At 42.4% G+C, this 23658-nt stretch carries 24 protein-coding genes and 1 riboswitch; of the genes, 16 read left to right on the top strand and 8 right to left on the bottom strand.

Going from position 1 to position 23658, the window contains the following annotated elements; all coding sequences use genetic code 11:
- Positions 1-127: 127 nt before the first annotated feature.
- Positions 128-2836, top strand: coding sequence for an HTH-type transcriptional regulator MalT (gene malT, locus L4D20_RS00890; protein ID WP_428799680.1), 2709 nt, complete (start codon positions 128-130; stop codon positions 2834-2836).
- A 130-nt stretch (positions 2837-2966) separates the two neighbouring features.
- Here malT and L4D20_RS00885 read toward each other — a convergent pair whose 3' ends face one another.
- Positions 2967-3323 carry a YibL family ribosome-associated protein gene (locus tag L4D20_RS00885; RefSeq protein WP_428799679.1) on the bottom strand — a complete coding sequence of 119 codons (357 nt, stop codon included), beginning with the start codon at positions 3321-3323 and terminating at the stop codon, positions 2967-2969.
- Between the two features lie 150 nt (positions 3324-3473).
- Between L4D20_RS00885 and L4D20_RS00880 the strand changes: the two genes are divergently transcribed.
- Entirely contained in the window at positions 3474-4238 is a 765-nt protein-coding gene (locus L4D20_RS00880) for a DUF4344 domain-containing metallopeptidase (protein ID WP_428799678.1), read from the top strand.
- Positions 4239-4492: 254 nt separating this feature from the next.
- Positions 4493-6154 (top strand): methyl-accepting chemotaxis protein, encoded by a 1662-nt coding sequence (locus L4D20_RS00875; protein ID WP_428799677.1) that lies wholly within the window; start codon positions 4493-4495, stop codon positions 6152-6154.
- Positions 6155-6224: 70 nt separating this feature from the next.
- Here L4D20_RS00875 and L4D20_RS00870 read toward each other — a convergent pair whose 3' ends face one another.
- Both L4D20_RS00870 and thiD (L4D20_RS00865) read right to left on the bottom strand, forming a co-directional pair.
- The gene (locus L4D20_RS00870; RefSeq protein ID WP_428800724.1) at positions 6225-6935 is read right to left on the bottom strand and encodes a phosphatase PAP2 family protein; all 711 of its coding nucleotides are present in this window, start codon (positions 6933-6935) and stop codon (positions 6225-6227) included.
- Positions 6936-7149: 214 nt separating this feature from the next.
- Positions 7150-7971 (bottom strand): bifunctional hydroxymethylpyrimidine kinase/phosphomethylpyrimidine kinase, encoded by an 822-nt coding sequence (thiD, locus tag L4D20_RS00865; RefSeq protein WP_428799676.1) that lies wholly within the window; start codon positions 7969-7971, stop codon positions 7150-7152.
- 156 nt (positions 7972-8127) lie between these two features.
- On the opposite strand from thiD (L4D20_RS00865), the gene L4D20_RS00860 reads away from it, so the two are divergent.
- The gene (locus L4D20_RS00860; RefSeq protein WP_428799675.1) at positions 8128-8958 is read left to right on the top strand and encodes an HDOD domain-containing protein; all 831 of its coding nucleotides are present in this window, start codon (positions 8128-8130) and stop codon (positions 8956-8958) included.
- Between the two features lie 111 nt (positions 8959-9069).
- On the opposite strand, the gene L4D20_RS00855 is transcribed toward L4D20_RS00860, so the two are convergent.
- The gene (locus tag L4D20_RS00855) at positions 9070-9969 is read right to left on the bottom strand and encodes a DMT family transporter (RefSeq protein ID WP_428799674.1); all 900 of its coding nucleotides are present in this window, start codon (positions 9967-9969) and stop codon (positions 9070-9072) included.
- A gap of 96 nt (positions 9970-10065) precedes the next feature.
- On the opposite strand from L4D20_RS00855, the gene L4D20_RS00850 reads away from it, so the two are divergent.
- The 9 genes from L4D20_RS00850 to tenA all read left to right on the top strand — a co-directional run bounded on the left by L4D20_RS00850 (position 10066) and on the right by tenA (position 18550).
- The gene (locus L4D20_RS00850) at positions 10066-11529 is read left to right on the top strand and encodes an aminotransferase-like domain-containing protein (protein WP_428799673.1); all 1464 of its coding nucleotides are present in this window, start codon (positions 10066-10068) and stop codon (positions 11527-11529) included.
- Positions 11530-11598: 69 nt separating this feature from the next.
- Complete coding sequence (locus L4D20_RS00845) at positions 11599-11934, top strand: hypothetical protein (protein WP_428799672.1); 336 nt, start codon at positions 11599-11601, stop codon at positions 11932-11934.
- Positions 11935-12018: 84 nt separating this feature from the next.
- Positions 12019-12813: a carbon-nitrogen hydrolase family protein gene (locus L4D20_RS00840; RefSeq protein WP_428799671.1), complete on the top strand. Its 795-nt coding sequence runs from the start codon at positions 12019-12021 to the stop codon at positions 12811-12813.
- 136 nt (positions 12814-12949) lie between these two features.
- Positions 12950-13888 carry a ParB/Srx family N-terminal domain-containing protein gene (locus L4D20_RS00835; protein ID WP_428799670.1) on the top strand — a complete coding sequence of 313 codons (939 nt, stop codon included), beginning with the start codon at positions 12950-12952 and terminating at the stop codon, positions 13886-13888.
- 112 nt (positions 13889-14000) lie between these two features.
- Positions 14001-14112: riboswitch (TPP riboswitch) on the top strand.
- A 101-nt stretch (positions 14113-14213) separates the two neighbouring features.
- Positions 14214-15110 (top strand): bifunctional hydroxymethylpyrimidine kinase/phosphomethylpyrimidine kinase, encoded by an 897-nt coding sequence (gene thiD / locus L4D20_RS00830; protein WP_428799669.1) that lies wholly within the window; start codon positions 14214-14216, stop codon positions 15108-15110.
- Positions 15100-15930 carry an ABC transporter ATP-binding protein gene (locus L4D20_RS00825; protein WP_428799668.1) on the top strand — a complete coding sequence of 277 codons (831 nt, stop codon included), beginning with the start codon at positions 15100-15102 and terminating at the stop codon, positions 15928-15930. Before thiD (L4D20_RS00830) ends, L4D20_RS00825 begins: the two co-directional genes overlap by 11 nt.
- Positions 15923-16774, top strand: a complete 852-nt coding sequence (locus L4D20_RS00820; RefSeq protein WP_428799667.1) for an ABC transporter permease — start codon at positions 15923-15925, stop codon at positions 16772-16774. Before L4D20_RS00825 ends, L4D20_RS00820 begins: the two co-directional genes overlap by 8 nt.
- 101 nt (positions 16775-16875) lie before the next feature.
- Complete coding sequence (locus L4D20_RS00815; RefSeq protein WP_428799666.1) at positions 16876-17826, top strand: ABC transporter substrate-binding protein; 951 nt, start codon at positions 16876-16878, stop codon at positions 17824-17826.
- A gap of 37 nt (positions 17827-17863) precedes the next feature.
- Positions 17864-18550 carry a thiaminase II gene (gene tenA, locus L4D20_RS00810; RefSeq protein WP_428799665.1) on the top strand — a complete coding sequence of 229 codons (687 nt, stop codon included), beginning with the start codon at positions 17864-17866 and terminating at the stop codon, positions 18548-18550.
- 159 nt (positions 18551-18709) lie between these two features.
- Here tenA and L4D20_RS00805 read toward each other — a convergent pair whose 3' ends face one another.
- Complete coding sequence (locus L4D20_RS00805; protein WP_428799664.1) at positions 18710-19357, bottom strand: hypothetical protein; 648 nt, start codon at positions 19355-19357, stop codon at positions 18710-18712.
- A 277-nt stretch (positions 19358-19634) separates the two neighbouring features.
- On the opposite strand from L4D20_RS00805, the gene L4D20_RS00800 reads away from it, so the two are divergent.
- Both L4D20_RS00800 and L4D20_RS00795 read left to right on the top strand, forming a co-directional pair.
- On the top strand, positions 19635-20336 hold the full coding sequence (locus L4D20_RS00800) for a glutathione S-transferase (RefSeq protein WP_428799663.1): 702 nt from the start codon (positions 19635-19637) through the stop codon (positions 20334-20336).
- A gap of 226 nt (positions 20337-20562) precedes the next feature.
- Positions 20563-20742 carry a putative periplasmic lipoprotein gene (locus L4D20_RS00795; RefSeq protein WP_428799662.1) on the top strand — a complete coding sequence of 60 codons (180 nt, stop codon included), beginning with the start codon at positions 20563-20565 and terminating at the stop codon, positions 20740-20742.
- A gap of 83 nt (positions 20743-20825) precedes the next feature.
- Here L4D20_RS00795 and L4D20_RS00790 read toward each other — a convergent pair whose 3' ends face one another.
- Complete coding sequence (locus tag L4D20_RS00790; protein WP_428799661.1) at positions 20826-21044, bottom strand: DUF6500 family protein; 219 nt, start codon at positions 21042-21044, stop codon at positions 20826-20828.
- 445 nt (positions 21045-21489) lie between these two features.
- On the opposite strand from L4D20_RS00790, the gene L4D20_RS00785 reads away from it, so the two are divergent.
- Positions 21490-22518, top strand: coding sequence for a polysaccharide deacetylase family protein (locus tag L4D20_RS00785; protein ID WP_428799660.1), 1029 nt, complete (start codon positions 21490-21492; stop codon positions 22516-22518).
- A gap of 39 nt (positions 22519-22557) precedes the next feature.
- On the opposite strand, the gene L4D20_RS00780 is transcribed toward L4D20_RS00785, so the two are convergent.
- Positions 22558-22968, bottom strand: a complete 411-nt coding sequence (locus L4D20_RS00780) for a hypothetical protein (RefSeq protein WP_428799659.1) — start codon at positions 22966-22968, stop codon at positions 22558-22560.
- Between the two features lie 73 nt (positions 22969-23041).
- Positions 23042-23590 (bottom strand): outer membrane beta-barrel protein, encoded by a 549-nt coding sequence (locus L4D20_RS00775; RefSeq protein WP_428799658.1) that lies wholly within the window; start codon positions 23588-23590, stop codon positions 23042-23044.
- Between the last annotated feature and the right edge of the window lie 68 nt (positions 23591-23658).

Below are 23658 nucleotides of genomic sequence, written 5' to 3'. Positions count from 1 at the left end.
AGGCGTAGAGTGCATTTTTGACGCTCTGAAGGGAAAAATTGGCCTTGGATCAACAAAAGTGCTTCATCACTTCCAGTACTATCCCCAACTAACGATCGATTGATCATAATAATTACGGATTAAAAAGATGTGGATTCCATCGAAATTAACTCGACCTGGTCGACTTCATAATGCGATTGTACGTCCTAGAGTCCTAGATCTACTGCAACAGGCTCCTTGTTATAAGCTTGTGCTTTTTCGCTCTCCTGCCGGATATGGCAAAACAACGATGGCCTCTCAGTGGTTGTCTGATAAATCGCATGTGGGCTGGTATAGCATCGATGAAAGCGACAATGACCCATTTCGCTTTATTAACTATCTGCTTCAAGCATTGAATAAAGGGACAGATAACGCCTGTCCAAATGCTCAAACATTGGCTGAGAAGCGTCAATTCTCGTCGCTGCACTCGTTATTTAGTGAAGTCTTTGCTGAGCTCTCCAACTTTCACCAAGAGTGTTTTCTTGTACTGGATGATTATCACCTCATTTCAGATGACGACATTCATGAAGCAATGCGCTTCTTCCTTAAGCATATGCCAGACAACCTTACCCTTGTCGTCACCAGCCGCGCTGCGCCACCTTTAGGAACTGCCAATTTACGTGTGCGTGATCTGATGATCGAAATCGGCAACGATCTGCTTGCCTTCGATACAGAAGAGACAACTCGATTTTTCAATCAACGCGTTGCCGATGGCATTGATAATGACACAGCGAAGAACCTTCAGACTTATGTTGAAGGCTGGCCTTCTGCATTGCAGTTAATCGCCTTACAAGCTCAACATCAAAAGCGAACATTGGCGCAATCAGCCGAGTCTGTTTCTCAATTTAATCACGCCCATTTATGGGATTATTTGGTTGAAGAAGTCTTTGATCTACTCGATCAAGAGACGCGTCAGTTTTTGCTGCAATGTTCGGTACTTGATCACTTCAATGACGAGCTTGTGAGCGCGCTTACCGAACGCGATGACGCATTGAGCATGATCGAATCGTTAAATCGATACGGACTATTCATCTACCCACTAGAAGATGAACAAAACTGGTATCGATTCCATAACCTTTTTGCTGAATTCCTTGCTCATGAACGTATGGCTCGCATTCCACAACAAGAACGACAACTGCATAAAACCGCGGCGCAAGCTTGGTTAAATCAAAAGTCACCTCATCAAGCCCTGCAGCATGCACAACAGGCAAAAGATAGCGAATTGGTGGCCTCTATATTGGCCAGTTACGGCTGGAAAATGTTCAACAGCGGAGAGCTACAAGCTCTTGAAAAAGCGATCAAAACATTAGAGCCAACACAGTTATACAGTGAACCTAAACTTTGCATGCTTGAAGCGTGGCTTGCACAGAGTCAGCACAGGTATAACGATGTTGGCGACTTATTAGCAAAAGCCGATGAGCAGATGAAGCTGCATAAGGTGAAGCTTTCGTCTAAAGAGCAAGGTGAATTTAATGCTTTACGCGCACAAGTAGCAATTAACCAAAATGAGCCAGAAAAAGCATTAGAGCTTGCAGAGTTAGCACTCAGTCAGCTGGATCACACCGTCTACCGTAGCCGAATTGTGGCAACGTCAGTCGTCGGAGAAGTCAATCACGTACTTGGTCATTTAAGCCGCGCACTGCCTATGATGCAGCAAACTGAAAAACTTGCACGCCAGTATCAAGTTTATCATCAGGCTTTATGGGCAATGCTGCAACAAAGTGAGATTTTGATCGCTCAAGGTTACGTTCAAGCCGCATTTGAGGTTCAAGACAACGCTTTTAAATTGATTGAAGAACATCAACTTCAACAAGTACCCATGCATGAATTTTTACTTCGCTTACGTGCCCAAGTCTTTTGGTGCTGGAACCGTTTAGATGAAGCAGAAGAGTGTGCTTATAAAAGTTTAGATGTGCTAGGAAACCATGATTCAAGTAAGCACTTACATAGCTACTCGATGTTGGCTCGTATAGCAATCGGTCGCGGCGAGCTTGATAAAGCAGCTAAATTCATTGATCAAATTGACCACCTTCTTAAACAATCAACTTACCACGTCGATTGGACAGCAAATGCCTCTCTATCCTTAATCTTATTTTGGCAAGCTCGTGGCGATTTGGACTCAATACGGCAGTGGCTCGATACTGCAGTTAGACCCGATGAAGCATGTAATCACTTCACTCAACTTCAGTGGCGAAATATTACTCGAGCTTACATTAATATTGGCGAACATAACAAAGCACAAGAGACACTAGCGTTCATTCAAAAGGAAGCGAATAAAGCTCAGCTTTTGACCGATACCAATCGTAATTTGATTGTTGACGCGGTACTTTCGGTGAGCCTAGGCAGTGAAGAGGAAGCGAAGGAAAAACTCAAGCAAGCACTTGAGCTCACCAATCAAACAGGCATTCTTGGCAACTTCCTCGTCGACGGTGGAAAGATAGGTCATTTACTTGAAAAGCTAAGTAACAAGTCTGAGCTTGGCGATTTAGAACGCCATCGCGCTCAACAACTGACTAAAGATATCTCAACCACGCAGCGTAGTCGTTCTGTTCACTTTGATGAAGAATTTGTTGAAAAGCTGGTCAATCACCCAAATATTCCAGAATTGGTAAGAACCAGCCCCCTAACCCAGCGTGAATGGCAGGTACTCGGTTTGATCTATTCAGGCTTTAGCAATGAACAAATAGCACAGGAGCTTGATGTTGCCGGAACAACAATTAAAACCCACATCCGAAACCTGTATCAAAAGCTCAACATTGCTAACCGTAAAGAAGCCATCAAGACAGCAGAACACTTGCTGCAGTTAATGGGTTTTTAGTCGTTAGCCACTCGCCTAACTATTTTAATAAAGCGGCCTCAAGCCAATAAAAAACGCCTAAACATTATGTGAATGTTTAGGCGTTTCAATCTTCATTTCTATAAAGATAGCGTCGAGGCTACCTAAGAAATTAGAATTTCTTTGGTGCGAAACCAGTCATTGCATCAACACGTAGTGCTTTACCAATTTTAGTCATCGGGTGTACAACCACTAGACCTTTAACTGATTTCTTTAATTTACCCATATCGGCTTGTTCAGCTTTGGTAATTTCACGTGAGAACGGCATATCAGAAAGATCTTTACGTTCTTTATTGATATCGTAATCTTGCTTGTGTTTTAGCTGGGCAATCTTTTTATTAATCTTCTCAATTTCATCCGTAAACTTTGAGATCATTGCTTGATCGCCACGAGATTTTGCCGCATCTAACTTAAATTTACATTTATCTAGGCGGTGGTTTAACTGTTGTACTTCTTTTTTTGAACTCATGACTCATGACTCTTGGATGAACTTTGGGCGCGGAGTATATCACAGTCTCACCCTAATCCCATAGAGCGTTATTTTATTGGTTTAAAGTCACTATTTACTTCAACTCACCTAAACTGAAACGATGAAACCCAATCTCAAGGATAGAGAACTATGCACAATTACATCCTAACTCTTGTATTCACTGCAATGGCATTACTTACTCCGTTAGCACACGCCAAAGAGTCAATCACAATCAATTACCTCACCCCTGCCAATGAGCAAGAGGCTGATATTCTCGACGTGATTAAAGAGAGTGGCATAGACTCATTAGTTTCAGTATTGGCCAACAAACGGTTTCCCTTCAACAATACGCTAACCATTCAATACGGAGGTAATGAAGGCCCAATGTATGATCCAGAGCAACACAAGGTTCATATCCCTTATTCGTTCTATCAGCAATCTCTGCACTATTTCACCAATAATAAATATCAAGAACGTTTTGATAAGAGCCCACAACTGGGTGCTATTGATACTTTATTACATACCCTTTTACACGAAGTCGGTCATGCTTACATTGTTGACCAAAACATCCCTATCCTAGGTAAAGAAGAAGACGCGGTAGATAACTTTGCAACGATCATTTTGATCAACGAAATAGACAATGGAGCAGATGCCGCGATAAGCGCTGCTGATATGTTTGCTTTTGAATCTGATGACAGGCCCGATTATTACGATTTTGGCGAATACATTGACGAGCACAGTTTTGATTTACAGCGCTATTTCTCCACTCTGTGCCTAGTCTATGGCAGTGATCCTGAGGCACATAAAGAACTACTGGATGAAGTAGAAGATGACTACTTATCGGAAAGAAAAGGTTTTTGTGAATTTGAGTTTCAAAACATTTCCCAAAACTGGTCTGTTTACATGAAAGAGTAACTTATAGCCAAGCTTAAGAGGATGATTGCACATGCCTAATTACGCATGAGGCACCTAGTTCATATGGTGAATTATTGAAAAGCCACACTTTTTAATAAACGGAATGTAATAACAAAATCACACTGTGGAGAAGAGCATATTAATCAATTCATTTACTCCCCATTGAGCAAATAGTTGTCTAATCTTATTTTTAGTACTAAATAAAATTATTCGACTGAGGAACATACCTCAGCGTTTGCCCACAGGAAGTAACTATGAACTTTTCAATTCGCAACCGCCTCTATATTTTATCTATCGTGCCACTGCTCGTCATTGCGGTCGGTATGATGTGGTTTACCTACTTAAAAACGACCGATTTTAATCAGCATCAACTCGAACGAACACACTCAAGTATGATGCTGATGAAGCAAAATGAGTTAAAGAGTTATCTTCAAATTGCCCGCTCTTCTCTAGACCCGCTATTGAAACAAGGCGCGACAATTGAAGAAGCGTTACCGACACTGAAAGCGATGCAATACGGCGAGTCTGGTTATATTTTTGCCTATGATGCGAAGGGCGTTCGAGTCGCTGTTGGTCAAGGGACGAAAGGCGTAGGTGATAATTTTTACAACTTACAAGACAAGCAAGGTAACTACTTAATTCAGGATTTAATAAAAAATGCTAAAACCGGTCAATTTACGACCTACTACTTCCCTAAGCCAGGGCAGTCTGATGCCCTGCCTAAACTAAGTTATTCGATGTTTATCCCCGAGTGGAATTTGATGATCGGAACGGGTTTTTATACCGATGACATCGACGCCGTCATTAATGATATGGACAATTCGGCTAACACAGCGCTCAACGATAGCTTAATGGCTATTGTCTTATTCTGTGTTTTCATTGCTGTTCTTGTCGCAGTTTTCGCTATCTTTGTTACTCGAAGCATTTTGCACCCAATCGATGTACTTGATAAGTCTATCGGTTCATTTGCAAGTGGTGATGCCGATCTTACCGCACGAATGGAAGCCTTCAAAATTCCTGAATTTGCTAATTTAAGTAAGAACTTCAATATCTTTGTAGAAAGTCTGCAGAATATTATTCGTAATGTGAGCGATGTTGGGCAGCAAGTCGTCAGTGAAACCAACGACATGTCAGGACGAGCTGCAATGGTTGATGAACTCGCTTCCGGTCAGCGTGAAGAGACCGAGCAAGTGGCAACAGCAATGACTGAAATGACCACAACAGCTGGTGAGATCTCGAATAACGCGAGTCACGCTGCTGGTTCAGCAAACGAAGCGGAAGAGCATGCAAAAGAAGCGCAAGAGATCGTTAACTCTGCCGCCAATTCAGTTCGAGAGCTAGCACAAGAGGTATCAGAAGCGAGCGATGTGATTTCTCAGCTAGAGAGTGATGTTAAGAATATCTCCTCTTCACTAGAAGTGATTCAAGACATCGCCGAACAAACCAATTTACTTGCGCTAAATGCAGCTATTGAGGCCGCTCGTGCTGGTGAGCAAGGGCGTGGTTTTGCCGTCGTGGCAGATGAGGTTAGAAAACTGGCAAGTCGTACTCAAGAGAGTACCGGTGAGATTCACGCTATGATTGAGCAGCTAAAATCTGCATCTGATGATGCAGTAAAAGCGATGGATTCTAGCCAAGCACGTGGTGACAGTACCGTGAAAGAAGCCAATGCCGCTGCCGAAGCATTAGTAAAAATTCAAGAGTCGATTAGCACCATTATGGACATGAACTCACTGATAGCAACAGCAACAGAAGAGCAAAGTATTGTTGGCCAAGAGATATCACAGCGTATAGTGGTTATCTCTGATCAAAGTAGTCAATCAGCAGATCTAGCCAATCAAAATAGAGCGGGTAGCCAGCAGCTTAATGGCCGCGCCAATGAACTGTCTGACCTAGTCGGAAGGTTTACTGTTTAACCTCAATCATGTGATTAAATCATCTCCCCATAAAAAAACACCAGCTGAAACAAGCTGGTGTTTTTTATTGTTAACCAAGTAACGCTTGAATCCGCTTGGGAAGCCGAGAGTAAACCTTGTCAGCAATAACATGAAAGCTTGGCATGACAGCGTAGACACCCGTAATAAAAAGTGTTGAACCTACTAAGTCGACAGGGCGATGCATACCAATCCATAGGCGGCTATACATAACCGCAGAAGCCCATACTAATACTCCGATTGCCCACGAATAACGTTTATTCTGCCAAAACAGTCCACCAAAAAATGCCACACAGATCGCGGTAAATATTGTATGCCCGGAAGGAAATGAATAGTCTTTTTCGCCTTGCCAATGACGTGTACGCCACTGACTAACTTCTGACGAAACAGCATCAATAAGCTGTACTTGTTGCTGTTCATCGAGGTTATAAAAGTGAATAGGGGTTGGGATCAATAGATCTTGCGCCAGTAACTCAGTGTATGGGCGTGGGCTTTCCGTCATCACCTTTAAGCTGGTCTTGCTTGCGAAACCAATAACAAGCAAAACAGCTAAGACCATCATATGAGCCAGCAACGTTTTGCGAGGAAGTTTCAATGCCAATGTAGCGACACATAGAACCGCTAAAGTGATTAAAAAACCACGACTTCCGGCAGAATCAGTAGCTATCGTAATAAAGCCACCAAAAGCAGTGCCTACTGACGACTTTAAATCCATATTAATTGTTAGTAATGTTACAGGTATGATCATTAGCAACATCAGCATTAGCTGTAGCAAGCCGCTAAATTTGTTCTTAAATAGTCTATTCACATTTATTTCTTAACGACCGCCTCAAAAGTGGCGATATATTAACGGAATATATGCATGAGAAGTATCAACTAGATGTCAACTTGCTGAAAAATCATTCAATCAAAGGCTTCAGTTAACATCAAGAAACAATAATTGCTTCATCGCATCTAATCGTCACCATCTCTACTCACTAAATTGCGTAAAAATGATGCACAGGCCCATGACCGGAACCGATATCTAACTGGTCAGCATGCTCAATCGCGCCTGAAATATAGTGTTTGGCATTCGCAACAGCATCAATCAGAGGTTTACCCTGTGCAAGATAAGAAGCAATGGCCGATGAAAGCGTACAACCTGTTCCATGAGTGTTCTTTGTTGCCACTCTTTTAGCTGAAAACACTTGAAGCTCATCACCCATGATTAGCAAATCATTACTCTTGTCATCTTTTTCTAAATGACCGCCTTTCAATAACACACTCTTTGAACCAAGCGAATGTAGCTGCTTAATCATCAGTGACATTTCTTGTTCATTTGTAGGTAAAGGTAGACCCGTCAACGCTGCACCTTCTGGCAAATTTGGCGTCACAACATCCGCCAAAGGTAATAACTCCGACTTTAGAGTTCCGACAGCTGATTGTTGAAGCAGCATATCGCCACTCGTTGCTACCATTACCGGATCTAATACTACAAATTTTGGTTTATATTGACGCAGTTTTTCTGCCACTAGAGAAATAATTTCTGTATCTGCAAGCATACCAATTTTAACTGCCACAACTTTCAAATCACCAAAAACAGCGTCTAATTGTTTCTCAACATGTTCTAACGGAATAGGAAATATGCCAGATACACCACAGGTATTTTGTGCAGTAATCGCAGTAATAACCGAGCAGGCATAACCGCCCGTTGCTGAAATTGATTTAATATCGGCTTGAATCCCAGCGCCACCGCCACTATCGGAACCGGCAATGGTCAAAACGATTGGGGTGGAAGACGCTAAAGAGTGGGTAGACATGAACTAATCCTCAAAATATATACAAAACACAAGCGTTCGTGATAGCACTTATCATACGTTATCCCGCTTGAATATATCACCACTTCAAATCCTACTTTGTCACAAATTAAAATCCTGAACTATAGTAAATGAGCCAACATAAAAAGGAGAAAGGCTATGAGCCAAGCGGCACTAATTTCAAGGCTGAATGAACTGCCAAGAATATCAGCAGTTTTGCAAGAGCTACTCGACATGGTGAATCAAGAGGATGTTGATTTCGGTGATTTATCGCAAAAAATATCAATCGATCAAGTTCTTACTGCAAGACTTCTTCGCATGGCAAACTCAGCTCACTTTGGCGGCAGCAAAACGGTCTCTTCGGTCAACGAAGCACTACTTCGCGTAGGTACAGGCCCCGTTAGGACCCTCGTCGTTGCATCTGTTTTATCTGGCGCATTTCCTAAAGTACCCACACTCGACATGGATGCCTATTGGACTGATACCTTTGAAGTTTCCGTTATTTCTAGCAAGCTTGCGACCGAATCAGGTATGGATGGTAATGAAGTATTTACCGCTGGCGTATTACATAATATTGGCGAACTTATGATTCATACGTTGGTTCCGGATGAAGCTGTTAAGATCCAAGAGCTGGTTGAAAATGGCATGAACCCGATTGCGGCCCAAGAGCAAGTGCTCGATGTCTCTGCCCCTTCTCTTGGCGCAAAGTTAGCCAAAACATGGAAGTTCCCAGATCATATGGTTGACGCTATTGAGCACTATCACGAGCCAAGAGAAGCAGAAATTTCACCTAAGTTAGCTGTACTTCTTCATTTTGCTCATGCCATCAATGATGATTGGGATGACCTTGCAGATGATCAGCAAAAAGTGCTCTACCTTGCTGAGCACCCTGACGCTCGCCTACTGCATATTTCATCAAACTTCTCTTCTACTATCGACAAGTTCCGTGGCAATGGAAAAGAGCTAGCTCAACAGCTAACTGCCGCCTAGTCTTAACGATCTCAGTATTTAACTGACGACAATATAAATCTCGGCTTCATCTAGCCGAGATCTTTTAATTCAACATATTACACGGCCTAACATGTTACTTAATCCAAGGTATCACTTAGCATAAGCCTCTTTATTCGCTCGCCACCGAATACTCGGCTTTTTGATCACAAGATACACCGCTATTGCCGCAAGGATAAAGCCTAACCCCCCCTGCCAATCAAACGACTCTTCAAACATAAACCAAGCTTGAAGTGCCGTTGTAGGCGGAACTAAATAGAACACAGATGCAACGCTTGATGACGCACCATGCTCAACCATATAAAGCAGTAACAAGACGGCCACACACGAGAGAACCACAACTAACCACACTAGGGTAAGCGCTAGTTCAGTTGTCCAAATAACTTGCCTTGTTTCAAAAAAATACGCACAGGGAATAAATAGCGCTGCTGCCGACACATACTGAACCATGGCACTCCCCACCATATCAACGCCTCGACAGAACCGTTTTTGATACAAGGTTCCCAACGTAATTCCGAATAGAGAGAACATACATATACCGACAGCTAGCCACTGATGTTGCTTAGACTGCCAATCAATATTACCGCCTAGCACTAACGCAATGCCGACAAAGCCTAACCCTAGCCCTATCCACTGCGAGAGTTTAAATTTTTCATTCCCCCACGAAAGCAACAAGACAGCCGTTAATATTGGCTGTATGCCGACTAACAGAGAGCTGAGCGCCGCTGGCATACCAAGTGAAATGGCCATGTAGGTCCCACCCAAATAGAACCCGTGAATTAACATGCCAACCACTAAGCTATGAAAAAATAGCCGCCCTTTCGGTACGGAACGTTTAAGCACCACGATCAAGATAATAAATAGCATTACATTTCCGATCATGCGTATGGAAAGCAGCGTGGCCGGTTCAGCATATTGCAGACCATAACGAGCACCAACAAAACCTGATGCCCACAACACCACAAAAATAAAAGGGATCATCCGCAACAACATAAAAACCCACTAGCCAATCTATTAACAATACTGCTACTTTAATTAGGTACAGAAGCATAACAAAGGTACAATTTTGACTATTTCTATGGGTACAGAATGGATGTTATAAACAAATATGACCAAGTCGAGCAGCATTTAAGACAAGCAATCACTGCTGGTATCTATCAAACAGATGACAAGCTGCCCTCTATTCGGCAACTCAGTTCAGATTTACAGGTCAGTAAGAATACGGTGATACGCGCTTACCAAGAACTTGAAGCCATTGGGTTTATCTATTCTGTTGCAAAGTCAGGGTATAGAGTGAGCCTAGCCAAACGCTCTTCTAATCAGCTCAGTACTGATCAGCATAAGCCCATTAAGGTTGATCTTCTGTCCGTCTGTAAATCCATTCTTACCTACTCGAGTGAGAAAGAGCTGCTGCCAACGGGTTCTGCACATCCAAATATCAACTTTCCTGCGATAAAAAGCTTATACGCTGAAATTGGCCGCCACGCTCGCATGCAAAGTCAACTTCCTAGCCATTACCAAATTCCTCCCGGCAATAATTTACTGATCAAACAATTACTTAAGATTAGCCACGATCTTGGTGTTCCCGCAAAATATAATGAGATCGCAGTGACTCACGGTGCTCAACAAGGGATCAGTCTTGCACTTCGCGCACTTACAAACAAAGGAGATATCGTTGCCGTCGAGTCACCCTGCTACTTTGGGAACTTACTTTTAATGGAGTCACTCGGGCTCAAAGTAATCGAAATACCAAGTTGTGTGACAACAGGTATCAATCCAGAAGCATTAGCCAAAGCCGTATCGTTGTGGGACATCAAAGCGATCATTGTCACGCCTAACTTTGCCAACCCAACCGGCTCTCAAATGCCTTTAGAAAACCGCCAAACACTGCTTAAAGTGTCAAAAGAGATCCCTATTATTGAAGATGATGTTTTTGGCTCATTAAGCTTTAATGAAAATCTACCAAGCTTGAAGTCGTTGGATACCCAAGACCGCGTGATATACGTTAACTCTCTTTCTAAGACGTTGGACTCTCGGCTGCGTATTGGTTGGATACTATCCGGTCGATACCAACAAAAAATCGAGAAGTACCTCATCAGCGACAACATGGGCAGCTTAAATTTGATGCAATCTGCCGTCGCTGAGTTTCTAACAACAGGTAAGTACCGTTCTCACACCAACCGCATGCGTCGTTTGTACCAAACAAATGGAAAAAGGCTTCATCAGCAACTTACGCATTATTTAAATCAATATCCTTTATTACAAGCCCAATTCCACCTAACTCTGGCGTCTGGTTCATTCATTATGTGGTTAACACTTCCAGATTATGTGGATGGACACCAACTCTCCCTTGAGTGCAAACAAGAAAAAATCAGCGTCTATCCCGGAATGGCTTTCGGTACTAATAACAAATTTAATCACTGTTTACGGTTAACTTACGCCAATCTTGAGGGGAGCCAATCTGAGCAACAAGCGATAGAAAATCTCGCAAGACTCATCAATCATCATTGCCAGAAACAACCTCAGTCAATTAAGCAGCAGGGAAGCAAATAGCGAATGCTTGTCTATAATTACTCTATGTTTCAAATGGAAAAACCTTCCAAGTGGTAAAAGGATTTGATTATGAGCCGCTTACTATTGTTTGCATTTTTTCTATCAACATCAGCTTTATCAGCGGATCCTAGCTCGTTGCCATTGAAATGCCAGTTACTCAAAACCAGTGACCACTTTTGGTTTTATCGTGAGCAAATTGTTTACCGTAGTGATCAATTTGCGGTTTTCCAAAATTTCAAAGGTCGAGTTGTCACTCAGGTAGACCTAAAAACCAATGAGTTGCTCAGGACAACCTACATAGGTGAACCATTTGATCCGGAATACCAAATCTTAATGGGTAAATGTGAGGACGTTAAACACATATTAGAAATGTGGGATCTTAATAGCGTGTCCTATGATAGCTAACGTGCAACGGCTTAATAGTGACGAACCAAATAGTAGGATACTATCCAATATCTACTAGGCTTAGTTTCAAAAAAGAGTTAATTGATGAAAAAGAATATGGATATCACCATTATTCAACTGCACGTCGAATACAAAAATAAACACAAGAATATTGAATCGGTTTCAGAACTCTTGGATAAAGCTCAAGTGGTCGGGGATATAACGCTACTCCCAGAAATGTTTTCAACCGGTTACATATTCAATGAGCCTGCTGAAATCCACAGTTTAGGTGAAGACTTTAATGACAGTGAGACTATTCAATCATTAACGTCACTGGCTAAAAAACACGAGACTCTTATTGTCGCAGGGCTCGCTGAAAAAGAGGACGGCCATTATTACAACAGCGTGGCAGTCATTGATCAAAATGGTCTGCTCCACAAATACAGAAAGATCAGTAAAAACCAGATCGATAAGCGCTACTTTTCTAGAGGCGAGACACCGTTAACTTTTGAATACAAAGGTTTAAAGTTTGGCGTAGCTATCTGTTTTGATATTTGGTTCCCAGAAATCACAAGAGCGTACCAAGACGCCGATATTATTCTTCACCCTGCAAACTTTGATGGTCAACAAAGCTTTTCGATTGCTCAAGCTCGTGCTTTGGAGAGTGGCTGCCATATCATTACATGTAATAGAACGGGCAAAGATATCACGGATGAAATAGTGGCAGAATACTGTGGTTCTAGCAGAGCTTATACACCAAAAGGGGAAGTCTTAATCCAACTAGAACAAGGTCAATCAGTGCAGACTTTTCAGATCGGCGATTTATCCTTGGCTCCTCAATACAACGGGATTAACCTTACAGAAGAAATAGAAAGTATCGGACTCGTCATCAATAAGTAAAAAATTCAAACCTGATAGACTAAACCCAGCATGAGACACAATTTTAGCAGCGGCTCACGTTAGGGAATTCCTGTTCATCTATCTGCAATATTAGCCATTTAAATTATCGTCTAATTTAAATGGCTAGGTCAGTAGCATGCTCATCAATAAAACACTAAAAACAAAAACACTTCTATTCACTATCGGCGCACTGCTTACTGCTCCCGCTGTATTCGCAGGAAAAGTGACACAAGGTGATGTCATTCAAATCAAACTTAATGACGTCTCCCCAACTCAGCCATCTGTTGGTTACGATCAGGTTTACTACAAACTAGGTCGATTCGAACAAGATAAGAAAAAGCTGTTTGATGAGATCTGTGAAGCCAATGGCCAACGTGGTTTAGCCTCTTTTGACAAAAAAACTTCAATCGCTCATGACTCAACAACGTTCGAGTGTAAGGAAGAAGTCGGTGCACGTGAGAAGGACATGAAGACCATCGTCATCGCGCCGAATGGGGACTACTACCTAACTGATGGTCACCATACTTTTAACGTTTTTTGGACCATGACTGAAGGAGGTAACGATTTCCCCGTTCACGTCGTAGTAGAAAAGGATTACCGTGATCTAAATAATATGGCGGCTTTCTGGGATGCCATGATCGCTGACGGTAATACTTGGCTATTTGATAGCGAAGGTAAGCAAATTACACCCACTCGCCTGCCACTGTCTCTGGGTCTAGAGAATTTCGAAAACGATCAATATCGTTCATTGATGTATTTCTCTCGTGACGTGGGTTGGAACAAACCAAAACAGGTAATTCCATTTCTTGAGTTCTACTGGTCAAAAGAAGTGCGCCAAGCGATCAACCTAAATGACTATGATTTAATGTCTAAGCCTGGTTACACTAAGGCAATCACTGATGTGAGCAACTTCCTACTTTCATTAGAGACAGACAATGTGGGTGAGTCAAACAGAACACCTGAGCAAATGGGACAGTTCCGCGAATTCAATCAAAAAGGGTTGGACAAACTAATACGCAAAGATAAAGGCAAGGTGACCTATTCGCTTCAATATAAAACGGCTCAGATAAACTAACCCACGAAACCAAGTCACATCAAAATAATAAAAGCCATCTTTAGACTTCAAGCGGCGTTGTTTCAAAATAGCTAAAAGCGGTACACCTGTGGAAGAAGTACTGTTATGATTATGTAAATAGTCGGGGAGCCAATACAGTTATCTGTGTTTGCTGAGATCGAGATTCGAGACCCGTTGAACCTGATTCAGTTTGTACTGGCGTAGGGAACTATAAGCATTTAATCTGTATAGTACTTCAATGGTTTCCATCCAATGGTTTCCTCTGTATGCACCCCTCATAGATCAATGCCTGTTCTCCTGCGTCTTTTCGATAGTAGGAGCAACCATGACACAGCTTTCAAGTACTCAAGTACCTTCGGACACTCAACCGTCTTTAAATTCTCAATTTTCAGCCAATGTTGTAACCCCTAACACACCTATCGTATTGACCATTGCAGGGTCTGACAGTGGTGGTGGCGCGGGTATTCAAGCGGATATCAAAGCAATGTCTGCTACCGGAAGCTTCGCTTGTTCTGTGATTACCGCCATCACATCGCAAAATACCCAAGGTGTTTCCGCCATTTTTCCAATCCCTTTAGACCATGTGGCAAGCCAATTGGATGCGGTTTTTACCGACTTAAATATCATTGCGGTGAAGGTTGGTATGTTGGCTGACTCCCAAATCATCAAAGTCGTTGCCGACAAAATAAAACAATACCAGCCTAAACATTTAGTCATCGACCCAGTCATGGTGGCGACTAGCGGTGACTTACTGCTAGAAGATTCTGCCATCAGCACATTAAAACAAGAGCTCATTCCTCTTGCAGACATAATCACCCCTAACCTGCCTGAAGGCGCTGCGTTAACGGGAAAATCAGTCCCTGAAAGTGAATCAGATATGCAGGACATGGTTGACGATCTGCGCGCATTAGGTGCTAAGTCAGTCTTACTTAAGGGCGGCCATCTAGAGAAAGATGAAAACAGTAACGACTTGTTTATTCTTCCACATCATTCAGGGTTGATTAGTGCAAAACGTACCTCAACCAAAAATACTCACGGAACAGGCTGCACCCTCTCTTCCGCGATAGCGTCTTTTCTTGCTCAAGGTAATGAACTTACTCAAGCGGTTAATTTGGGTAAGCAGTATATTTCTCACGCCATCGCTCATGCCGATGAATTGCAGATTGGTCATGGTCACGGCCCGGTAAACCACTTCTTTACCGGGCATGCCGATGTCAGTTAATACGGAAAGTGTAGAGGATAAGATCTCTGAAGTACGCGTTGGCAACGATACAAATGTGAGTATTGAAATCAGTAATGCCAGTCTGCGCTACCTCAATAACTCGATTGCAACGCTAGCTGATCTCAACTTGCATTTAGCAGCATCAAGTTGGACGGTATTACTCGGGCGTAGTGGGTGTGGAAAAACGACCGTGCTGCGTTACTTAGCGGGTTTACTCGAAGACCAAGTCGAATGGAAAGGGTCACTTCGTACCTCAGATGATAAAGCGCTTAACGACCGTATCGCCTATATGGCGCAACAAGATTTACTACTGCCATGGCTCTCGGTTATAGATAATGTCTGTCTGAGTAGTCGTTTTACCTCTTCTCAATCGGGTGCCACCTCTAGTGACGAATCCGATTCAAGCAGCAAAGCCAAAGCAAAGAAGCTCTTAAAAGACGTGGGGCTCGCTGATTACACTGACGCTAAACCTGATCAACTATCAGGTGGGATGCGTCAACGTGTCGCTTTGGCTCGAACGCTAATGCAAGACAAGCCCGTAGTATTGATGGATGAGCCCTTCTCGGCACTCGATGCAGTAACAAGACATAAACTGCAAACACTTGCCTGTGAGTTACTAAGAGGAAAGACAGTCGTTCTTATCACCCATGATCCACAAGAAGCGGTTCGCTTGGCTGATAATCTATACGTACTAAAAAGCACCCCTGCTAACGCCCACTCCTTGCCTGTTCCTTCAACAGGCACTCCACGAATATTGGATGGTGAGTGTGCTCAGCTTCAGCAAGCGATCTTGAACCAGTTGGAGCAAGATTATGACTGATCAACGCACCGCCCCCAATCAGCACCTAGAACCTAATCCAACGTTAAATAAGCCAGTGGGTTCTAACGACGCTAATGTAAATGCAACCAACAAAGCACGGGTCACTCACCCAGCTCTGCGCCTCATCATCAGTAGCACCGTGATTTTGGGCCTTTGGCAGCTTGCGGTTATTCTATTTGATCTCCCAAGTTTCATTTTGCCTGCACCTATAGAGGTGTTTCATAAACTTATCGAACGTCATGACGTGTTGCTTAAACATACTTGGGTGACCGCGCAGGAGATCTTACTCGGCTTGTTGCTTGGGCTCTCCATGGGGTTATTTTTTGCCCTTCAAATGCTGATGTTTGAACCACTGAAACGTTGGTTGCTGCCTATTTTAATCGCAAGCCAAGCCATTCCTGTCTTCGCCATTGCTCCAATTCTGATGCTTTGGCTTGGTTACGGCATCGCCTCTAAAGTAGTAATGGCAGCCATCATCATCTTCTTCCCTGTGACGACCTGCTGTTATGACGGCTTGAGAAATACGCCCACAGGATATTTGGACTTGGCGAAAACCATGGGCGCATCTAAATGGCAGTTACTACGTCATATTCAATTACCCGCAGCTCTACCTACTCTTGCCTCAGGCATTCGTGTTGCAGTCGTGATTGCGCCAATTGGTGCGGTTGTAGGTGAGTGGGTGGGTTCAAGTGAAGGTCTAGGCTATCTGATGCTACAAGCTAATGCGCGCATGATCGTCGATGAGATGTTTGCCGCACTGTTTATCTTAGCCGTGCTCTCAATTTCTCTTTACTTCATTACCGATAAGCTATTGAAAAAAGCTATTCCATGGGAGAACAAATAACACCATCTTCCAGTGAAACAGTCCACTTTGAAACGCAGTGGTGGATGAAAATAATCAAACTCAACAAGAACGACAATAACATTCAAAAGGACAGAATAATCGTGAAAAAGACTAAATTAATGGGTGCAATTGCACTGCTTGCTTCTCTCTCTTCAGGCCACGCCTTAGCTGCAGAAAAGAACATGACACTGATGCTAGATTGGTTTGTAAACCCTAACCACGGACCTATCGTTATCGCACACGAACGTGGCTACTTTAAAGACCAAGGCATTGACATTGAGATTCAGGAACCAGCTGACCCAAGCACACCTGCAAAACTTGTTGCCGCTGGTCGTGTTGATCTTGCCGTTACGTATCAACCAAGCTTAACTATGGACGTTGCAGCAGGTCTACCGCTCGTGCGTGCTTCAACGCTGATTGCCACACCCCTTAACACTTTAATGGTGTTGGATAACGGTAAGAACGATTCCCTTGCTGATCTAAAAGGTAAGAAGATTGGCATCGCAATCGCAGGCAATGAAGAAGCGACTATTGGCACCATGCTAGCGCAAGAAAACGTCGCCTTTGAAGATGTTCAAACCATCAATGTTGGCTGGGCACTATCTTCTTCACTCGCTTCTGGCAAAGTGGATGCCATTTGGGGTGGCTTACGCAACTTCGAAACCAATCAACTTGCGCTAGAAGGCTTTAAAGCAAAAGCCTTTTTCCCTGAAGAGCACGGCGTACCAGCGTACGACGAGTTGATCTTCGTTGCTAACGCAGACAAGCACGACGCTGAAGCCATCAAAGCGTTCAACAAGGCGCTAGAGCAAGCTACAACTTACATCGTCAATCACCCTCAAGAGTCTTGGAATGAGTTTGTTGCTTACTCTCCAGACACGCTAAATAACGAGCTAAACAAACGTGCTTGGAATGACACATTAACGCGTTTTGCACTGCGTCCATCTGCGGTTGATCTAAAACGCTATGACGATTACGCCCAGTTCATGTTTGACAAAGGCATCATCAAAACATTGCCAAAAGCTGAAAGCTACGTGCCTGTTTTTAACTAAGCCGGTTTTCAGTATCACCACATATCAGGATAAAACGATGAAATACCAAGATTTGATTCAAGCTTGTGAGCAAGATTGGCACGACTATACTGAGCATGCTTTTGTCACTCAGTTAGCTCACGGTACACTTGCCCAACCTTGTTTCCTTCATTATTTGAAGCAAGACTTTTTGTTCCTAAAGCAATATGCACGTGCTTATGCTCTTGCTATCTACAAGGCAAAAACACTCGCAGATATGCGCCGCGCTTTACCTAGCGTTCATGCTTTATTGGATTCAGAGATCGGTCATCATGTTACCTACTGTGGGCAGTGGGGTTTAACTGAATCTGACCTTGAAAATGAACCCGAAGATTTTGGCACGGTCGCATATACACGTTACGTGTTAGATGCAGGGATGACAGGAGATTTAGTCGACCTCTATGCGGCGCTCGCACCTTGCTCAATTGGTTATGCGGTTATCGGTAAGAGGTTGATAGAAAGCGAAACGACCGTCTTAGAAGGTAACCCATACGCAAGTTGGATTAACCTTTATGGTGGTGAAGAGTTCCAATCAGGTGTCGCTGAAGGTGCTAAGTACTTTAATCAGCTTTTGGCAGAGGTCGACATCAATAGCGAACGAGGCCAAAACCTTATCCATATATTTAAAACGGCGACTCGCATGGAAGTGGCATTTTGGCAACAGGGGTTAAATGCCCAAAGTGATACGTTACCAATTAAAAGATAAACTGGTTAGCCAATAAGGCGGAACTGCTCTGATCGTCATGTGCGGTTACTTGCCAGATACAGCAAACCCAATAACAAAAACGACCAGAATACTCTGGTCGTTTTTGTTTGTATTAAAGATTCAGCTTACTGAACACTAGCATTAAGTAGCATCACTTAACTAACCCGCTGAGATGTAACTTTTAGGAGCTGCATTTAGGTCCAGCAAGTGTCGGATACGGCGACCACTAAAACCAGGACTCATGCCACCAATCTTCTGCCAATCTGCCCAACCAGGCGCACCACTGGATTTATCAACAAACTTATTCTGATCAACCTCACCTGTTAAGTGCGTGTTTTCACCCACTAGAAAGACATGATCGGTTCGGTTAACTTCAATCGCATTGACTGGACCATCTAAACGCCCAGAAAGTCCACTCCCACAGAACGCGGTGATCGCCGCAGATACATTCTGAGCTCGCTCTTTTGTGTCTGCGATCGGGCTAGATGATGCCAGTGATACACTAAAGTAAGGGCTCTTTGACCCACTACCTTCACTTAAAATCTTCATCAACTTAGTCGTATGAGCCACCGCTTCTTTAGTAAAATCACCATCGAGATGGCAAAGAAGTACACTCTTAGATTCGTTCTCTACGATGATTAAACAGTGACACGGGCCTACTCCTGTTGTGAATAAGGCAGAGCGACGAGTATCAGGAAACTTAGTAGGTTGGAAGCAAAAACCGACATAGCCTTGAGGTACGTAAAGGGTTTTCCCAACTTCTTGTAATTTATTGTTAACTTTACAGTTTTGTTCTAACTTAATCATTTGTAAGTCCTTCCTTAGAATATACCTAGCGACATTGATAATTCAGAGTTTGAGCAATTACCAACCAATGTACTAATAACTGACGAGTCTAATGATGATTCCCAGACAAACTGTCTAATCATCATATTTATGTTACTTTCATTATTATTGATAAAAGTAATAAGACAAGATAGTAAAGACAATGAGAGCAAAAATTCCGTCCTGAAAATAGTCCTGTCGATGTGTTCTAGAACACGTTAGGCTAGAAAGAAGCCCCTTAAACACATAACACGCCTCCATGCAGAACACACCTATCCTCTACTCATTACAAAATTGCCCATACGCTATGCGTGCCCGCATTGCTCTGTTTAAATCCCAGCAGCAAGTTTTGATTCGCGCTGTAAAACTCAATAACAAGCCTGAAGAGATGCTAGCCGCATCGCCAAAAGGCAGCGTGCCAGTTCTTGTACTTGAAAAGAACATAGCGGCAAACAAAGACATGATTTTAGAGGAGAGCCTAGAGGTTATGCTCTGGGCACTATCGCAAAACGACCCAGATAACCTTCTGCATACCGACGATCAGAGTCAGCTACCGACAATGGTGACTTTAATTAGTGAATTTGAGCGTGATTTTATTCCTGCGTTCAACGCCTACAGCTGTGCTAAAAGGTACCACGAAGACAACTTAGGTGAGTGCAGGGAAGCCTGTGAAGTTCATATCCAAAATCTAGAAGCTAGGCTAACAGAGCATCGGTATCTGCTGTCTGATAAAGAGAGCCTTCTTGATATTGCGTTGGTTCCGTTTATTCGCAAATTTGCTCGAATCGAAAGACAATGGTACCTGCAAAGTCCATATCCCAAATTACGTCAATGGCTGGATAGCTATTTACAAAGTGCGATGTTTTCTAAGGTGATGGAAAAGCATGAGTTGTGGTTAGAAAATCGAAAAGACATTTACTTTGGTCCGCAGAATAAAAGTAATCGCAGCACCCAATCATAGATTCAAAGGCGGCTATTTAGATTAAGTATTCTAGTAATCTATCGAATTTTTACCATTACAAAAAACTCACTCAAGATTGTGATCTTAAGCCAAATAATACACACCTAGATATACTCAAAACGTCATATCAAATGCAATAAATTAACTACAATTAAATAACATAAAGGAATCAAAGCTTAGGCTAGCCTAAGACTAGATATTTTGTTTACTTGTTAAGGAATGACATATGAAAAGAATACTATTAGCTCTACTCGCCGTTGCCTTTATTGGTGGTTGCACCTCTGCTTCTTACACAAATATCGATAATAAAGATGTAGGCAGTAACCAAGAGAACATGAACCAAAACTCTTTCTTCCCAGATAGCCCTGTGACTGATCAAATGACCCTCATCCACGCTTTTTTCTAATCATTTGAAACAATCTAAGCCCGGCTAGAACGCTAATCTTATTAGTACCTTTGGTCGGGTATCAGGTTCACCTCACAAGTTACCTAATCTCCCCTGTCCACCATCGCCATAATTTTCACTGCTTTTTCAAAATGGTCGAGTTTGTGGGTGTGTATCCACCACGTTGCCGCTTCCATCAGTAGTTCAGGATCATCGTTTTTATTAGCAAAAAAAGCATAGAATGATACCCCGACGCCCTCGCCTTTTTGAGCTATTTTTTTATTGCAAACTTGAATGATTTTTTCTCTTAGTGAGTCTCGCATTCTATCTCTTACTGGCATGTACATGTGTTTGGATAGTAACGACTATTGTCATATGGCACAAGATCAAAGCTGTATATAAACACAGTGAAACATCATAAGAAATGGAATGGGGCTCGCAATGGCCAGAGAATCGCTTATTCGCCAAAGCTTGAAAACTAGGGAGTTAGTCACACCTTTTGAACGAAAACCGTCAGGTAAAAGCTATGATCTAACGTGCCTGAACGGGCAAGAAAAACGAGATTGGAATATGTATGTTATCAAGTGGTTATGAACACATTTACCTGGGTCATATACCGTAAATTATGTGTTCTACACTCAATGATTCACACATCAGGTAACCTTATGAAACACTCTTATAATGAGAATTTACACACTATTGTCAATTAAAACGATAAGTCGAAATACACTTCCCTTGAGTGACGTGATAATTGATCATCGGAGATACGTGTTGAAGAAAATATTCCTTATGTTGTGTTTAGTAAGCAGTAGTGCTTTTGCTGAGCCACTCAATGTCCTTCTCTACCACCATATTTCAGATGACACAGCCCACACGACTTCAACCAGAGTCGCCGACTTTATCGCTCAACTTGAACACTTTGAAGCACAAGGATACACAGTCGTCGATCTCGAAGAAGCCGTTCAGAAGATTCGCCGAGGAGAAATGCTTGATGAAAAGAGTCTTGCTCTCACCTTTGATGACGGTTTCCTTTCCGTGTGTGAAACGGCCTACCCAGAGCTTAAAAAACGCGGGCTCCCATTTACAGTCTTTATCACCACCGAACCAATAAGCAGAAACTACCCTGACTATTGCTCTTGGAACCAACTGATGGAAATGGCTGATGACGGTGTGACCATCGCTAACCACACCATAAATCATGACCACTTGGTAAAAAAAGCATTAAGCAAATCAGATTGGCTTAACGCCGTCACCAGAAACATTAGAACGGCTCAGCAAACCATCACTGATCATATTGGTCACGCGCCTAAACTCTTCGCCTACCCTTATGGTGAGTACAATAACGAATTAAAACAGTGGCTAGGTGAACAAGGGTACATCGCCTTTGGGCAACAGTCTGGCTCGATTGGCACAACAAGTGACTGGCAAGCGCTACCACGGTTTAATACCGCAGGTAATTACGCTAGCGTTTCCTCATTGCGTTATAAGATCAGCGCATCTCCGTTGCCTCTTGATTACGCAAACTTGCCTGATCCCCAAACGACCGACACAACTCCAACACTATCGGTTGAACTACTCCCATCGAATGAAGTTCACTACCCACATTTACAGTGCTTCTTTAAAGGACAGCCAATTAATGTCGATTGGCAAAACGAGCTTTCATTTACCGTCAAACCACCGAAAGAGCTCCGTCAGGGACGTCATAGAATTAACTGTACCGCGCCACATAGAAACGGGTTTCCCTATTATTGGCTATCACAGCAATGGCAAGTTGAAGCGGAACAGTCGAGTCAATAACAGTGTTACATCATGATAGCTTAGTCATTTTATAAACACTCAAGGTTCTTCGCATTCTAAAGTCACCAGTTCCTCTGAGCCTTTGCTGACTGTTAAGTTAGCAAATGTCTCAGATGTCCATCCACCTAGTATATATTCCGCTCTTATCGTTCGAGAGTTAATAACGTATGAGTATTGACCATTTACAAACGTAATAACCCTCTCTCCACCGCCACTAAAAGTGTAATATTCGATGGTATCTCTAGACTCAATTTCAAGCTCAATATTAGATTGTTTACCAAAGCGATAGATGTGTCTGTCACCTAAAGTACAAATAGAGACTATTTTACTATTTAAATTACATGTAAACTCATCCACCTCAGTTTCAAAACATAAATTACTGGCTGAAAATGTCATATTAGATAAACTAATCAACATTAGAACGCTAGCTTGGATTAATTTAATTTTCATTACATTACACTTAATAAATAGTCTCTAATTATATAACGATAATATCCGATATTTAGTCGGACATAATTCTTAATTAAAAAGTATATTTTAGACCCACATTAGCAGAAGCGGTATTGTATCCAGCAATATTGTGAATTTCATACGTTGTCTGAACTGCAACATTCTCAGTGAAGTCATAACCTAGACCGAAGCCTAGTAGAGAAGCCGTATCGCTTGCGGTTGTTAATGATGCTGGCATTGGATATGTAGAAGTAAGATCAGCCTCAATCTTGTGGAAACCTAACTTAGCCATAACGTGGAAGCTATCACCAAGATAAATTTTTGGCAATATGTTTACACCATAAGAAGACATAGACACTTTAAGGCTGTCAGATAAGACCGTTTCTGTAGTAGAGCCTAGATTTTTATATTCTACCTCTGCGCCCAATACAAAAAAGCTGCCCATTGGGAAGTCATATCCAGCGGCTACTGCGTAACCATTTTCAACATCATTAGTTGCTGAAATTATAGCGTCTTGATACATCATTGAATAAGCGCCACTCACGTATACACCATCTCGGGCAATAGCAGATGTAGATAAAGACGCGACAATAATAGAAAGGGCTAATACTGATTTTTTCATTTTTAATTCTCTTTGGTTGCATTTAAATATTAAATTTATTAATTGATCATCACTACACAATTAATAAA

The organism is Vibrio kyushuensis, from assembly GCF_050337325.1.
GTDB classification, from domain to species: Bacteria; Pseudomonadota; Gammaproteobacteria; order Enterobacterales; family Vibrionaceae; genus Vibrio; species Vibrio kyushuensis.
This window is presented reverse-complemented; position numbering and strand designations above follow the sequence as displayed.